Source organism: Microbacterium sp. MMO-20 (genome assembly GCF_037147735.1).
GTDB lineage: Bacteria > Actinomycetota > Actinomycetes > Actinomycetales > Microbacteriaceae > Microbacterium.
Window position 1 is genome coordinate 248,747 of sequence record NZ_JBBCUU010000002.1, and the last position, 14,682, is coordinate 263,428.

Consider the following 14,682-nt stretch of genomic DNA (forward strand, 5'->3'; position numbering starts at 1 on the left):
TGCCGCGCCGCGCGGCATCCGATTCTGTTCTTGTCGTCCGATTCTGCGGACCGATCAGTCGAAGATGCCGTCCAGGATCGACCCGATGACGAGGCCGCCCAGGATGCCGCTGGCGAGGTCACTCCCGCCGCCGCGGCGTCCTCCGCCCTGACCGGGACCGCCCCAGCCACCGTCGTTCGGTCGCGAGGAGTCGATGTCGCGCTGGGCGAGCTGCAGTGCTTCCGCGGCGAGCTGCCCACAGCGGCGCGCGTCGGCGAGGGCCTGTTCGCGGTCATCTTCGCCGATCGGGGTTGCGGCGAGCTGGGCGAGGTCGAGGCGCAGGCGCTCCGCCTCGGCGAGGCGGGTCCGTGCGTCGGCACCGATCCAGCCTCGGTGACCCGAGATGACGCTGCGCGCGACACCGAGCTGACGGTCGGCGTCGTCGATCGCGTGCCGTACGTGCGCTTCGGGCGGCACGGGGCGAGCTGCCCGCTCACGCGCTTTCGCGACGGCGGCGTCGAGTGCGGCGTTCGCGGCGCGCAGGCGCGTCAGTTCGCTGAACGGGTCGGGCTTCGCCCCGGCCGGCGTGAGCGCGCCGAGCTCCTGCTCGAGCGTCGTCATCGCGGCGGCGACGGCGGGCACTGCGCGAAGGTCCCGCGCGGCCGCGAGGTCGTCGCGCGAATCATCGACGATGGCATCCAGCGTCGATTCGGCGCGCAGCGCCTCGACCTCGAACGCGTCGACGGCGTCGAGGAGCGTCGTCGCGCGGCGCCCGGCCTCGATCGCCGTCTCGAGAGCGAGATTCGCCTGCTCGCGCTGACCGCCCTCGCGGCGCGCGGTCGAGACGTCGGCGCCGTGGGTCGCGAACTCGAGCAGCTGAGCGGCCTCGCGCGTATTGCCCGAGATCTTACGGAGCGCCTCGGGCGAATACCGTTCGCCGAGACGCTCGAGCGCAGCCTCGATGCGCGGGATGCGCTCGCTGTCGCGAGCCACCTGTGCCCGAATGCCGTCGATGATCTCCGGCGCCCGGCGTGCGCGCTCGACGGGGCCGGCGAGGGCCGACAGGCGGTCGTCGAGGAGGTCTTCGGCCCAATCGCACAACTGGATGATGCGCGCGTTGCGCGTGCGTGCCTCTTCGGCGGTGTCGGGGATCTCGTCGTGGTTCAGCTGATTCAGCTGGAACGCCTCGCGCAGATGCGTGCGGACGGCCGTGAGCGCGTCGCGGAGGTCGCGTGTCGCATCGGCGCCCAGCTCGATCTCGGCGAAGGCGAGCTCGTCCTGAGTCGTGCGCAGCCGCTCGTCAGCGGCGACGAGCGCCGCGTCGGCGCGGCGCCCGAACTCGGCATCCTGCGCGGCGAGATGCTCGCGCTCCTTCTTGCGTGCGCCCCAGAAACCGGCCATGGGTCGATCCTATGCGGCGTCCGGACGGGACCGACCGGGCGGGCAGCAAGCCACAGCCGATTCCCGGCGCACAGGGAATCCGGTGCACAGGTAATCCGGTGCACAGGGAATCCGGTGCACAGGCGAATCAAAGTCACGGACGGGTAACATAGGCCGTTGTGCTGTGCCTCCCGTGCGCAGCGCCGGGGGACCGCGACGTCGCCCGCATCCGACAGATGGAGATCCTCCGTGGCCAACCCTCTCGAGAAACTGCTCCGCGCCGGCGAAGGACGTATCCTTCGCAGGCTCCAGCAGGTCGTGAAGGCCGTGAACGCCCTCGAAGAGGACTACGCGCAGCTCACCGACGAGGAGCTGCGCGGCGAGACGGCGGAACTGCGGGCCCGCCACGAAGCCGGAGAGTCGCTCGACAAGCTCATGCCCGAGGCGTTCGCCGCTGTGCGCGAGGCCGCGAAGCGCACGCTCGGACAGCGTCCCTACGACGTCCAGATCATGGGCGGTGCGGCGCTGCACCTCGGCAACATCGCCGAGATGAAGACCGGTGAGGGCAAGACCCTGACGGCGACCTTCGCCGTGTACCTCAACGCGATCGCCGCGAAAGGCGTGCACGTCATCACGGTCAACGACTTCCTCGCGTCGTACCAGTCCGAGCTCATGGGCCGCGTCTATCGCGCGCTCGGCATGACGACGGGCACGATCATCGCGGGGCAGACCCCCGACGTCCGCCGCGAGCAGTACGAGGCCGACATCACGTACGGCACGAACAACGAGTTCGGCTTCGATTACCTGCGCGACAACATGGCGTGGCAGAAGCAGGATCTCGTTCAACGCGGCCACTTCTTCGCGATCGTCGACGAGGTCGACTCGATCCTCATCGACGAGGCGCGCACACCCCTCATCATCTCGGGCCCGTCGTCGGGCGAGGCCAACCGCTGGTTCGTCGAGTTCGCCAAGATCGCGAAGACGCTCGAGGCCGGCGAGGACTACGAAGTCGACGAGAAGAAGCGCACGATCGGTGTGCTCGAGCCCGGCATCGAGAAGGTCGAGGACTACCTCGGCATCGACAATCTGTACGAGTCGGCGAACACCCCGCTCATCTCGTTTCTCAACAACTCGATCAAGGCGCTCGCCCTCTTCAAGCGCGACACCGACTACGTCGTCATGAACGACGAGGTCATGATCGTCGACGAGCACACGGGGCGCATTCTCGTCGGGCGGCGTTACAACGAAGGCATCCACCAGGCGATCGAGGCCAAGGAGGGTGTGCCGGTCAAGGCCGAGAACCAGACGCTCGCTACCGTCACGCTCCAGAACTATTTCCGCCTCTACGACAAGCTCGCCGGCATGACCGGTACCGCCGAGACCGAGGCGGCCGAGTTCATGTCGACCTACAAGCTGGGCGTCGTTCCGATTCCGACGAACAAGCCGATGATCCGCAAGGACCAGCCCGACCTCGTCTACAAGAACGAGCCGGCGAAGTTCGCCCAGGTCGTCGAGGACATCGCGCGCCGTCACGAGACCGGCCAGCCGGTGCTCGTCGGCACCGTGTCGGTCGAGAAGAGCGAGTACCTCTCGCGCCTCCTCGCGAAGAAGGGCATCAAGCACGAGGTCCTCAACGCGAAGAACCACGCGCGGGAGGCCGAGATCGTCGCCCGCGCCGGGCGTCTCGGCGCCGTCACCGTCGCCACCAACATGGCCGGCCGTGGAACCGACATCATGCTCGGCGGCAACGCGGAGTTCCTCGCGGTGCAGGAACTCAAGGCCAAGGGCCTCGACCCCGTCGAGACGCCCGATGAGTACGAGGCGGCGTGGGATGCGGTGTACACGGCCCAGCGCGACACCGTGGCCGAAGAGGCCACCAAGGTCGTCGAGGCCGGCGGGCTGTACGTCCTCGGGACGGAGCGGCACGAGTCGCGCCGCATCGACAACCAGCTGCGCGGTCGCTCGGGCCGTCAGGGCGACCCCGGTGAGAGCCGCTTCTACTTGTCGCTGACCGACGACCTCATGCGGCTGTTCCAGTCGGGCGCGGCAGAGGCGATCCTCGCACGCACGAACTTCCCCGACGATGTCGCGATCGAGTCGACGATGGTCTCGCGTGCCATCAAGAGCGCGCAGAGCCAGGTCGAGGCGCGTAACGCCGAGATCCGCAAGAACGTCCTGAAGTACGACGACGTCCTCAACCGCCAGCGCGAGGCGATCTACGCCGACCGCCGCCACATGCTCGAGGGCGACGACCTCTCGGGGCGCGTCGACCACTTCATCGAAGACGCCATCAGCGCGGTCATCGACGATCACACCGGCTCGGGTCACACCGAGAGCTGGGACTTCGACGCCCTGTGGACCGAGCTCAAGACGCTGTATCCCGTGAGCGTGACGATCGACGAGGTCGTCGCCGAGAGCGGCAACAAGGGACGCGTCACGCCCGAGATCCTCAAGCGCGAGATCCTCTCCGACGCCAAGATCGCTTATGCCGCCCGCGAGGAGAAGCTCGGCACGCCCGCGATGCGCGAACTCGAGCGTCGCGTGGTGCTGCAGGTGCTCGACCGCCGCTGGCGCGACCACCTCTACGAGATGGACTACCTCAAGGACGGCATCGGCCTGCGGGCCATGGCCCAGCGCGACCCGCTGATCGAGTACCAGCGCGAGGGCTACCAGATGTTCCAGGCGATGATGGGCCAGATCAAGGAGGAGTCGGTCGGATTCCTCTACAACCTCGACGTCGAGGTGCGCCAGCAGGGCGAGGGTCAGGTCGAGAGCGAGGTGCAGGCCAAGGGTCTGCAGGCCCCGGCCGTCGAGGCGCAGAAGCTCCAGTACACGGCTCCCGGCGAGGGCGGCGATGTCGAGGTGCGCAACGACCGCGGGCAGGTGCAGCAGGCGGCGACGTCGAAGCTCCGCCAGGCCGCGAGCGGCGCGGCCCCCGCTCCCGCGGCGGAAGCTCCGCGGGGTGCTTTCGGTCAGCGCACGGACGGCGCCGCGGCATCCACTCCCGCTCCTCAGAACCGCGCCGACCGCCGTGCCGCGGGGAAGAAGAAGTAGGCCGAACGGTCCAGCAGGCGGCGATTGGCCCGGATGCCGCGGGGATATCCTGATCGGATGACCCCGCGCATCCTCGACCAGTCGACCAAACTCAAGGACGTCCTCTACGAGATCCGCGGGGCCGCCCTGGTCGAGGCCGATCGGCTCGAAGCCGACGGGCACCGGATCCTCAAACTCAACACCGGCAACCCCGCGATCTTCGGATTCGAGGCGCCGTATCAGATCGTCCGCGACATGATCGAGGCCGTGCCGCACGCGCACGGCTACAGTGACAGCCGCGGCATCATGTCGGCCCGCCGTGCGGTCGTCTCGCGCTACGAGCAGGTCGCCGGCTTCCCCAAGTTCGACCCCGACGACGTCTACCTCGGTAACGGGGTGTCCGAGCTCATCACGATGACGATGCAGGCGCTCCTCGACACCGGCGACGAGGTCCTGATCCCCGCCCCCGACTACCCGCTCTGGACGGCGATGACGAGCCTCGCCGGCGGCACTCCCGTCCACTACCTGTGCGACAACGAGGACGGCTGGCAGCCGTCGCTCGACGACATCCGTGCGAAGATCACGGAGCGCACGAAGGCGATCGTCGTCATCAATCCGAACAACCCCACGGGCGCGGTGTACTCCCGCGAGGTGCTCCAGGGCATCGTCGAGATCGCGCGCGAGCATGAGCTGCTGCTCCTGTCGGACGAGATCTACGACCGCATCCTCTTCGACGACGCGCAGCACATCCCGCTCGCGACACTCGCACCGGACCTCCTGTGCCTCACCTTCAACGGCCTGTCGAAGACCTACCGTGTCGCGGGGTACCGCTCCGGGTGGATGGTGATCACGGGCCCCAAGCGCCACGCCGCGGGGTTCCTACAGGGCATCCAGCTGCTCGCCTCGACGCGCCTGTGCCCGAATGTCCCGGCGCAGCACGCGGTGCAGGCCGCGCTGTCAGGGGTGCAGTCGATCGACGCGCTCATCGCGCCCTCCGGCCGGCTGCACGAGCAGCGGGATGCCGCGTGGCAGGGCCTCGAGGCGATCCCCGGGGTCTCCTGCCACAAGCCCGCGGGCGCGTTGTACGCGTTCCCTCGCCTCGACCCCGAGGTGCACGACATCCGCGACGACGCGAAGCTCGTCTACGACTTCCTCGTCGCGGAGCACGTCCTGCTCGTGCAGGGAACCGGCTTCAACTGGCCGACTCCGGATCACCTGCGGATCGTCACACTGCCCGAGGCGCGCGTCCTGACCGAGGCGATCGAACGGCTCGGCAACTTCCTCGCGTCGTACCGGCAGTAACAGCTGGTCAGAGAGCGGCGAGAGAGGTGGCGCGCCAACGGCCGTCCCACCCCTCGAGGCGCACGGCGACGGCGCGCGTGCGCGCGGGTCCTGCCGTGATGACGACGCCCTCGACGACGCCGTCCGCGGGGGAGGAGCACCGCGTCGAGACGATGCGGTACGCCGGACGCGCGGGCGTGACACCGCGCGCGTTGCGCGCTCGGGCCGACAGGTTGGCACGGGTGAGCAGAGCCCGGTAGGCGTCCTCGCCGAGCCAACGGGCCAGCTGGTCGACCTCGCGGACCCCCGCCAAGACCTCCAGGACGCCGATCGTGAGGTTCGCGAGCAGCGGCACAGGGTCGGGCAGATCGGTCGTGGGCGTGCGCTGCGGCGCGAAGTACTCGGCGACTTCGAGCGCCGAGGATGAACGCGCTCCGCGGCGTGCGGAACCGGTGATCGGTGGGACCATGGCGACCTCCTTCGGCCGGGTTCGCGTCGATCGGGTCCACCCCGGTGTCGACGGAACCGAGTAGAACACGCGGGCGCACGCCGTGGGATGAGAATCCCCTCACCTGTGGATAGATGCCACGCACGCTCCGCCGTGCGACGTAGCCTCGCGGGGTGCGCTGGGATCGCTTCTTCGAAGACCTGGAAGATCAGCTCGACTCCGAATGGGAGGCCGAGCGTGCCGCGCTGGACACCGAGGCCGAGCGCCTGCGGCTCTCGCGCGTCGCGCTGCGCGAGCGCCTCGTCGCGCTGTCTCGTCAGCGGCGCGACGTCGTCGTGCACCTCGTCGACGGGTCGACGCTCACCGCACAGGTCGCGCGCGTGGGCGCGGACTGGTTCGCGATCGTCTCCGCTCCGGCAGCGGGTGCGCTCATCTCCCAGCCGGTGATCGTTCCGGTGAGCGCGCTCACCGGAATCGGCGCGCCGATGGATGCCGTGCTCGCGAGCGTGCGCGATGCGGACGCCGGCCCCCCGCTCGGTCAGCGCATGGGGCTCGGGTTCGTCCTGCGCGACCTCGTCCGTCGCCGCGTCGCCGTCACGGTGCAGCTCGTCGGGGGGAGGGAGCTCCCGGGCACGATCGATCGCGCCGGTGCCGATCATCTCGATCTTGCGGTGCACGACCGCGGCACGCCGCGACGTGCGGAGAACGTCACGGGCTATCGCGTGGTCCCGTTCACCGCGATCGTCCTCGTGCGCCTCGCCGAGGCATCCGACCTCGACTGAGTCAGTCGCGCCCGCGCACTTCGCCGCGCCCCCACAGCTCGGGGAAGCTCGCGGCGTTCGATTCCCGCCACAGGGCCATCCGCCGCGCTTCCTCGGCCTGGTCGTCGAGATAGCCCTCGACGCTCGCCGCCTCGATGCGCCAGCGGGCGGGTGACCCGACCTTCACGCCTCGCAGCCGCGCGTCGAGGACGAGGGCGATCACCTCGTCGACCGAGAGCTGCAGCATCTCAGCGACCTCCGCCGGAGTGTGGAGGCGGTCACCGGTGCCGCCTGGTCCGGGCATGCGGGATTCGGGCATGAGGCCATTATCGTCCGCCCGGGTCGCGCGGCCCGGCGCGGCGCGAGCCTGTGGATAACCCGGGCGCGCCGGGCGGCGGCGCGTCACGATGGGCTCATGAGCGACCACACCTCAGCGCGCCCCCGCCCCCGCGCACTCTGGGCTGACGTCCGGTTCCTCCTCGGCATCGTCCTCGTCATCGTCAGCGTCGTCGGGGTCTGGCTCGTCGTCGCGGCGGCACGGCAGACGGTGCCCGTCTTCGCCGCCGCACGCACGCTCGTGCCCGGCGACACCGTCGGATCCGACGACCTGCGCGTGGTCGACGTCGCACTCGGCGCCCTGGAAGACGCGTATGCGACGCCCGCGACGCTTCAGCCCGGCTCCGTCGCGACCCGCACGATCGCGGCGGGCGAACTCGTGCCTCAGGACGCCGTCGGGGCCGCCGAGGGCCTGCGTACGACGCGCGTCGTCGTGCACAGCGCGACCGAGATCCCCGCCGCCGTCACCGCCGGCTCGACGGTCGAGATCTGGGTGGCGCCGCAGCTCGAGCGTGGCACGTTCGATACGCCGCGCATCCTCGTGCCGACCGCGACCGTCGTCTCGGTGACGAGCGACCAGTCGATGATGGGATCGGCCGGACCCGCCGTCGAGGTCGTGATCGGACGCTCCGACGTCCCGGACACCCTCGCCGCGATCGCCGGCGGGTCGAGCCTGTCGATCGTGCCCACCGCGGCAGCAGGGCGATGAGTATCGACGCCCGGGCCGCCGGGCCCGCCGGGCACTCCGGGCCGACGGTCATCGTCGCGCTGGGCGGTTCTCACGGCCTTGAGCTCGCCGATCTGCTGCGGGATGCCGGGGCAGTGATCTCGGCGGTCGTCGACCGGTCGGCCCCCGCTGCCGCGGCCGTCGATGCGCTCGCGGGTCGCGAGGCAGCCGAAGTGCTCGGAGCCCTCGCCCGCGCCGACGTGCTCGTCATCGACGGCGGACGGGATGCGCTGACCGCCGATCTCGTCGCCGTCTGCGACCGGTTCGGCGTGCGCATCGCTGCCCTGTGCGACAGTCCCGCCGCCCGCCGCACCGCAGCCGTGTTCGGCGTGACGGCTTACGAAAACGACGTCGCGCCGCGCGACCTCCTCGCAGCGGTCGGTGCTCCCGCGCACGTCTCCGAGCGTCCGCGGGGGCGCATCATCACGGTCTGGGGTGCAGCGGGCGCACCCGGACGCACGCGCATGGCGATCGAGCTGGCCTGCGAGCTCGCGCGCGACGGGCGTCGCGTCGGACTCGTGGATGCCGATGCGCATGCGCCCTCGATCGCCATGACCACGGGACTCGCCGACGAGGGTCCCGGCTTCGCCGCAGCGTGCCGCCAGGCCGGCCGTGGGGCGCTCACGACGACGGAGCTGTCCCGCATCGCGAGTCCGCTGGGCGACATCGAGGTGCTCACCGGCATCAACCGCCCCGCCCGGTGGCCCGAGCTCTCGCACGAGCGCGTCAGCGCCGCCTTGGAGCAGGCACGGGACTGGGCGGACGACGTCATCGTCGACGTCGCGGCGTCCCTGGAGCGTGACGAGGAGATCGTCAGCGATCTGGATGGTCCGCGCCGGAACGCGGCGACGCTGGCCGCGCTCGAGGCAGCGGACCTCGTCGTCGCGGTCGTCGCTGCGGACCCGGTCGGCGTCTCGCGGTTCCTCCGCGCGCACGCCGACCTGCGCGCCGTCGTCGGGGCGCGGCCAGTTCGTATCGTTGTGAACAAGACGCGCACGGCGACCCTCGGCATGGACGCACGCGGTCAGGTGCGGCGCACGTTCGAGCGGTACGCGTCCGCGCGCGAGGTCTGGTTCGTGCCCTGGGATCCGAAGGCGGCGGATGCCGCGACCCTCGCCGCTCGGCCGGTCGCCGAGATCGCCGGTCGCTCCGCGCTCGCCGGAGCGGTCCGGCGGTTCGTCGGGGAGGCCATCGACCCGCCGGCAACTTCACGTCCTGCGGCGCAGCCGGGCCGTGCGCGATCCCGCGAGCGCGCACGCGGCGCAGTGCGCGGCGATGCGCGCACCGCCTGAGTGCGGGCCAATAGGCTGGGGGCGTGTCGACGCTCAGCGATCTCGTGTACGCCCAGGGCCGCTCCTCGGAGGCCGACGTGGAGTGGCTCCACCGCCTCGCCGGCGACGGGCAGCTCCTCGCGGACCTCGCTTTCGCGGACATCGTCATCTGGGTGCCGACGGCCGACGACGCGTTCATCGCGGTCGCGCACACGCGGCCCTCGGGGGCGGCGACGCTGTTCTACCGCGACATCGTGGGGGATCTCGTCCGGCCGCAGTGGCACACCCAGGTGCGCGATGCCTTCACGCGCGTCGAGATCGTCGATTCGGCGTCGCCGGACTGGTTCGAAGAGACCCCGACGCGCGTGCGTGCCGTGCCGATCGTGCGCGCGCGAGGGAATGCGGACACGCCGCCCACGGTGCTCGGCGTCCTGACCCGGCACACGAACCTCGGCGAGGCCCGCACACCGTCGCGGCAGCAGATCACCTTCAATGATTGCGCGGACGACCTGTTCGGCATGGTCGCCGCCGCCGACTTCCCCGACCTCGCCGCGCCGACGTCTCCGCGCCGTGGAGCGCCCCGGGCCTCCGACGGTCTCATCCGCATCGACGTCGACGGCATCACGACGTTCGCAAGCCCGAATGCCCTCTCCGCCTTCAACCGGCTGGGATTCGACGACGAGCTCGAGGGCGAGTCGCTGCTCGAGGTGGCATCCGGCATCCTCCCCAAGGGACGCGACTTCGACGAATCGCTGCCGATCGTCATGGCCGGCCGTGCGCCGTGGCGGGCCGACATCGAGGCGCGCGGAGTGACGGTGTCGCTGCGTACGATTCCTCTGAAGGACCGAGGCCACCGCATCGGCGCGATCGTGCTGTGCCGCGACGTGACGGAGATCCGGCATCAGGAGCAGGAACTCATCACGAAGGATGCGACGATCCGTGAGATCCACCATCGCGTCAAGAACAACCTGCAGACCGTGGCGTCGCTTCTGCGCATCCAGGCGCGCCGCACGCACTCGGATGAAGCGCGGGATGCCTTGACTCACGCCATGCGGCGCGTGTCGGCGATCGCGGTGGTGCACGACACACTGTCCGAAGGACTCGCGCAGAACGTCGACTTCGACGACGTGTTCGACCGTGTGCTGAAGCTCGTCGCGGAGGTCGCGGCATCGCCCAACACGCGTGCCCGCACGGTCAAGACGGGGCGGTTCGGGACGCTTCCGAGCGAGTACGCGACGCCCCTCGCGCTCGCGCTCACCGAGCTCGTGACGAACGCGGTCGAGCACGGGCTCGCGGATCGTGAAGGCGAAGTCGAGATCATCGCCGAGCGCACACCGGAGTCCCTGGGGGTCAAGGTGCGCGACACCGGCGTGGGGCTGCCGGAGGGGCAGGTCGGGCGCGGCCTCGGCACGCAGATCGTGCGCACTCTCATCCAGGGAGAGCTCAGCGGCACGATCGATTGGCACACGCTCGTCGGATCAGGCACCGAGGTGACCATCGAGATCCCGATGCGCTACCTCGAGCGCAACTGAGGGATCATCCGGGACTCGACGCCGCGACGCCGCGGCGACCCGACCCGCGTCAGGAGGCGCGGCGGGCTCGCGCGGCGCGGCGCTTGAGGGCGCGGCGCTCGTCCTCGGAGAGACCGCCCCACACGCCCGAGTCCTGACCGGTCTCGAGGGCGTACTGCAGGCAGATCTCGGTCACCGTGCAGCGTGCGCAGACGGCCTTGGCCTTCTCGATCTGTTCGACGGCGGGCCCGGTGTTCCCCACGGGGAAGAACAGCTCGGGGTCGACGGTGAGGCAGGCGGACTTATCGCGCCAATCCATAGTGGGGTGCTCCTTGATGCGGGAAAGTGACGTGCGGGTGAGGGCCAGACTTCGGGTGTCCGATACCCTAGTGGGTGTGCGAGCGGATTCGCTCGCCCCACGTCGCTGTGGGAGCACACTGCGTGTTCTATCGTCCCATGCACATTCGGATGAATCAAGGGTGAACTCCGGTTTCCCGGCCGAGGTTTCTGTGGATCGCCTGAGCTGTGGGCGCAGTGGATGCCGCTTCCGCACGATCCGAACGCGCACTCGAGGAGTCTCAGCCGATGTCCACCAGCGTTCCCGATCGCCTGTCTGCCGTCCTTCTGGGGCTCGAGGCGCTGGCCCTGCTCGTCGTGGCGGGGTGGGAGATCGTCGCCCTCGTCGGAGGTGACACGGCTGACGTCACGAGTTCGATCGCCCTCGTCGTCCTCACCGCCGTCGGAGCGGCCGCCGTCGCCGCGTTCGGCGTCGCGACCGCGCGGGGGCGCTCCTGGGGGCGCTCCGGCGGTATCGTCACCCAGCTCCTCATGCTGGCCGTTGCGCTCGGCGCGGTGACGGGACCGGCTCCCGCCTACGGATTCGCCCTCGCCGTGGCACTGCCCGCCGTCGTCGGTCTCGTCCTGCTCTTCACCGCCGTGCGCCGTGCGGGCGGCGGGTCGCGAGGAGGCGAGCGCTGAGCACCGAGCGCGCTCAGCCGACGCCGAGGAGCTTCCGCACGCGCGCGACGTGACCCGTGGCCTTGACCCCCGTGAGCGCGTGGATGACGGTGCCTTCGGCATCCAGCACGAACGTCGAGCGGATGACGCCCTCGACCTTCTTGCCGTAGTTCATCTTCTCGCCCCACGCACCGTAGGCGGCGTGGACGGCGTGGTCCGGATCGCTCAGCAGGGGATAGGTGAGCCCGTCGCGCTCGCGGAACGCGCGCAGCTTCGCCGGCTCGTCGCGCGAGATCCCGACGACCGCGTACCCCGCGGCCTGCAGGGGCGCGAGGGAATCGCGGAAGTCGCAGGCCTCGGTCGTGCACCCCGGGGTCATCGCCGCGGGGTAGAAGAAGAGGATGACGTTCCGGCCGCGCAGATCGTGCAGCGAGACGTCGTCACCGTCCTGATCGACGAGAGTGAAATCGGGGGCGGGAGTTCCGGGCTGCAGCGTCGTCATGGCATCCAGCCTACGGACATGCCGAGCGCGTGAGCGAACGCCGTCAGCCCGAGAACGTCTCGAGTAGGCGCTGGAGGGAGTCCAGTCGCGCGGCTCCGCGCTCACCGAGCCGGCCCTCCGCGACGGCCTCGATGATCGCGCAGTCGGGCGCGCTCGGCAAATGCGTGCAACCGCGCGGGCATTCCTCGGCGACGACGGCGAGATCGCTGAATGCGCGGAGGATGTTCGCGGGGTCGACGTGGCCGAGCCCGAATGAGCGGACGCCGGGCGTGTCGATGACCCACCCGCGGCCGGCCTCGGAGACGTAGCGCAGCGAGACTGTCGAGCTCGAGGTGTGCCGGCCTCGCCCCGTGACCTCGTTGACATGGCCGGTCGCGCGCGCAGCGCTCGGCACGAGCGCGTTGACGAGCGTCGACTTGCCGACGCCGGAGTGACCGACGAAGACCGTGGAGTGACCGACGAGGTGCCGGCCGATCTCCGCGGTCGGCATGGCGCCATGACCGCTCGTGAACACCTCGAGATCGTCGACCCCCTCGAAATGCGCGAGAAACGACGTCGGGTCGGCGAGATCGGTTTTCGTCACGACGAGGAGGGGATGGATGCCGGCGTCCAGCGCCGCGATCAGATACCGGTCGACGAGACGGGGGCGCGGCTCGGGGTCGGCCGCCGCGACGACGATGAGCATCTGGTCGGCGTTCGCCACGATGATGCGCTCCACCTGGTCGGTGTCGTCGGCGCTCCGGCGCAACAGCGAGGTGCGCTCCTCGATGCCGACGATGCGAGCGAGCGTCCCGTCATCGCCCGAGACATCGCCGACGACACGTGCGCGGTCGCCGGTGACGATCGGCTGCTTGCGCAGCTCGCGCGCGCGCGACGCGAGAGCCGTGTGCTCGTCGCTCTCGTCCTCGTCGATCAGCACTGTGTAGCGGCCTCGGTCGACGCCCAGCACGCGAGCGATATGCGCGTCGGCGTGGGCGGGGCGGCGCTTGGTGCGTGGGCGGTTCGCCTTGGGGTTCGGCCGCACCCGCACGTCGGCTTCGTCGAACTCGGGCTCGTCGTCGTCGTCGAGGCCGTCCAGCCAGCTCACGTCGTGCCCAGACCGCGTCGTCCCGCGCCGCATCGCCGCGTCATGCCGCGGTGGATCCGTGCTCGTCGAGCAACTGCGCCCACAGCTGGGGGAACTCGGGCATGGTCTTTGCCGTGGTGCCGATGTCGTCGACCTCGACCCCCGGCACGCGCAGCCCGATGAGGGCGCCGGCCGTCGCGATGCGGTGATCGTGGTGGGCGCGCCACAGGCCGCCGTGGAGCGGTGCGGGAGTGACGCGGATGCCGTCGGGGAGCTCTTCCGCCTCGCCGCCGAGCCCGCGAAGGTTCGCGATGAGAGCCTGGATGCGGTCGGTCTCGTGACCACGAATGTGGCCGATACCGTGCAGGGTCGTGGGAGCGTCTGCGAAGGCCGCGAGCGCGAACAGGGTCGGGGTGAGCTCGCTGGCAGCCGTCAGGTCGAGGTCGACGCCCGCGATTCGTCCTGTTCCGGTCACGGTGAGCGCGCCGCCCCGGCGGCCGGTGCGGGCGCCCAGGAGCGAGAGGATCTCGGGGAGCAGCGCTCCCGGCTGCGTCGAGGTGGCGGGCCAGCCGGGGACCGTGACCGACCCGCTCGTCAGAAGCGCTGCCGCGAGGAACGGTGCGGCGTTGGAGAGATCGGGTTCGATCGCGGCATCCCTCCCGCGGGGCACGCCGGCAGGGACGACCCACTCGTTCGGGGTCGGGTGCTCGACCTGGATGCCGCGGCGGGCGAGGGTCTCGACGGTCATGTCGATGTGCGGAACGGACGGCAGCCGTTCCCCGGAGTGGATGAGGTGCAGTCCCACGTCGAAGCGGGGCGCCGCCAGCAGCAGGCCCGAGACGAACTGGCTCGAACTGCTCGCGTCGATCGTCACCTCGCCGCCGCGGACGTGGCCGCGACCGCGGACGGTGAACGGCAGCGCCCAATTGCCCCCGTCGTCGATGTCGGCACCGATCGTGCGGAGTGCCTTGATCATCTCTCCCATGGGGCGGTGCAGGGCGCTCGCATGGGCCGTGATCGTGACATCGCCCTCCGCGAGCCCCGCGAGCGGCGCGATGAAGCGCATGACGGTGCCAGCCTGACCGCAATCGATCGTGACGCCGCCGTGGAAGCTCGCCGGCGGCGTGATGCGCAGGTCGGTGCCGAATCGTCCGCTGCCGGGGATCTCCTCGATCTCGGCGCCGAGAGTGCGAAGCGCCTCGATCATCCGGGCGGAGTCGTCGGAGTGCAGGGGCGCGGTCAGCGTCGAGGGCGAATCTGCGAGAGCGGCGAGCACGAGCTTGCGGTTCGTCAGGGACTTCGAGCCCGGCACCTCGACGGTGGCAAGAAGGGGGCTTTCGCCGAGCGGTGCCGCCCACGGCGACGAGCCGGCTCCCGAAGGGGCCGACGGTGAGTGGGAATACCCGGTCGCTGTCATCGGGTTCTACCCT

At 70.4% G+C, this 14,682-nt stretch carries 14 protein-coding genes; 7 read left to right on the plus strand and 7 right to left on the minus strand.

The window, feature by feature from the left end; all coding sequences use genetic code 11:
• Nucleotides 1-54: 54 nt before the first annotated feature.
• On the minus strand, nucleotides 55-1,380 hold the full coding sequence (locus WFI52_RS04765; protein WP_336625868.1) for a hypothetical protein: 1,326 nt from the start codon (nucleotides 1,378-1,380) through the stop codon (nucleotides 55-57).
• Between the two features lie 228 nt (nucleotides 1,381-1,608).
• Between WFI52_RS04765 and secA the strand changes: the two genes are divergently transcribed.
• Both secA and WFI52_RS04775 read left to right on the plus strand, forming a co-directional pair.
• Nucleotides 1,609-4,413 (plus strand): preprotein translocase subunit SecA, encoded by a 2,805-nt coding sequence (gene secA, locus WFI52_RS04770; RefSeq protein WP_336625867.1) that lies wholly within the window; start codon nucleotides 1,609-1,611, stop codon nucleotides 4,411-4,413.
• 57 nt (nucleotides 4,414-4,470) lie between these two features.
• Nucleotides 4,471-5,694 carry a pyridoxal phosphate-dependent aminotransferase gene (locus tag WFI52_RS04775; protein ID WP_336625866.1) on the plus strand — a complete coding sequence of 408 codons (1,224 nt, stop codon included), beginning with the start codon at nucleotides 4,471-4,473 and terminating at the stop codon, nucleotides 5,692-5,694.
• 7 nt (nucleotides 5,695-5,701) lie between these two features.
• Here the strand turns inward: WFI52_RS04775 and WFI52_RS04780 are convergent, their stop codons facing one another.
• Nucleotides 5,702-6,142: an Rv3235 family protein gene (locus WFI52_RS04780; protein ID WP_336625865.1), complete on the minus strand. Its 441-nt coding sequence runs from the start codon at nucleotides 6,140-6,142 to the stop codon at nucleotides 5,702-5,704.
• A gap of 152 nt (nucleotides 6,143-6,294) precedes the next feature.
• Between WFI52_RS04780 and WFI52_RS04785 the strand changes: the two genes are divergently transcribed.
• Nucleotides 6,295-6,903, plus strand: coding sequence for a hypothetical protein (locus WFI52_RS04785; protein WP_336625864.1), 609 nt, complete (start codon nucleotides 6,295-6,297; stop codon nucleotides 6,901-6,903).
• A gap of 1 nt (nucleotide 6,904) precedes the next feature.
• On the opposite strand, the gene WFI52_RS04790 is transcribed toward WFI52_RS04785, so the two are convergent.
• A complete protein-coding gene (locus tag WFI52_RS04790; RefSeq protein ID WP_336625863.1) occupies nucleotides 6,905-7,201 on the minus strand; it encodes a helix-turn-helix domain-containing protein in 297 nt (98 codons plus the stop codon).
• Nucleotides 7,202-7,297: 96 nt separating this feature from the next.
• On the opposite strand from WFI52_RS04790, the gene WFI52_RS04795 reads away from it, so the two are divergent.
• From WFI52_RS04795 to WFI52_RS04805, 3 genes are read left to right on the plus strand one after another with little or no spacing between them, the layout of a single operon-like run.
• On the plus strand, nucleotides 7,298-7,927 hold the full coding sequence (locus tag WFI52_RS04795; protein ID WP_336625862.1) for an SAF domain-containing protein: 630 nt from the start codon (nucleotides 7,298-7,300) through the stop codon (nucleotides 7,925-7,927).
• Nucleotides 7,924-9,237: an AAA family ATPase gene (locus WFI52_RS04800; RefSeq protein WP_336625861.1), complete on the plus strand. Its 1,314-nt coding sequence runs from the start codon at nucleotides 7,924-7,926 to the stop codon at nucleotides 9,235-9,237. The genes WFI52_RS04795 and WFI52_RS04800 overlap by 4 nt, the downstream gene beginning before the upstream one ends.
• Before the next feature lie 23 nt (nucleotides 9,238-9,260).
• A complete protein-coding gene (locus WFI52_RS04805) occupies nucleotides 9,261-10,748 on the plus strand; it encodes a sensor histidine kinase (protein WP_336625860.1) in 1,488 nt (495 codons plus the stop codon).
• A 49-nt stretch (nucleotides 10,749-10,797) separates the two neighbouring features.
• On the opposite strand, the gene WFI52_RS04810 is transcribed toward WFI52_RS04805, so the two are convergent.
• Nucleotides 10,798-11,046: a WhiB family transcriptional regulator gene (locus WFI52_RS04810; protein ID WP_191718336.1), complete on the minus strand. Its 249-nt coding sequence runs from the start codon at nucleotides 11,044-11,046 to the stop codon at nucleotides 10,798-10,800.
• Between the two features lie 266 nt (nucleotides 11,047-11,312).
• Between WFI52_RS04810 and WFI52_RS04815 the strand changes: the two genes are divergently transcribed.
• The gene (locus WFI52_RS04815) at nucleotides 11,313-11,705 is read left to right on the plus strand and encodes a histidine kinase (protein ID WP_336625859.1); all 393 of its coding nucleotides are present in this window, start codon (nucleotides 11,313-11,315) and stop codon (nucleotides 11,703-11,705) included.
• 13 nt (nucleotides 11,706-11,718) lie between these two features.
• Here WFI52_RS04815 and bcp read toward each other — a convergent pair whose 3' ends face one another.
• The 3 genes from bcp to aroA are packed head-to-tail and all read right to left on the minus strand — an operon-like array spanning nucleotide 11,719 to nucleotide 14,669.
• Entirely contained in the window at nucleotides 11,719-12,186 is a 468-nt protein-coding gene (bcp, locus tag WFI52_RS04820) for a thioredoxin-dependent thiol peroxidase (RefSeq protein ID WP_336625858.1), read from the minus strand.
• A 43-nt stretch (nucleotides 12,187-12,229) separates the two neighbouring features.
• Nucleotides 12,230-13,273, minus strand: coding sequence for a ribosome small subunit-dependent GTPase A (gene rsgA, locus WFI52_RS04825; RefSeq protein WP_336625857.1), 1,044 nt, complete (start codon nucleotides 13,271-13,273; stop codon nucleotides 12,230-12,232).
• A 40-nt stretch (nucleotides 13,274-13,313) separates the two neighbouring features.
• Nucleotides 13,314-14,669, minus strand: a complete 1,356-nt coding sequence (gene aroA, locus WFI52_RS04830) for a 3-phosphoshikimate 1-carboxyvinyltransferase (RefSeq protein WP_336625856.1) — start codon at nucleotides 14,667-14,669, stop codon at nucleotides 13,314-13,316.
• Nucleotides 14,670-14,682 lie beyond the last annotated feature (13 nt).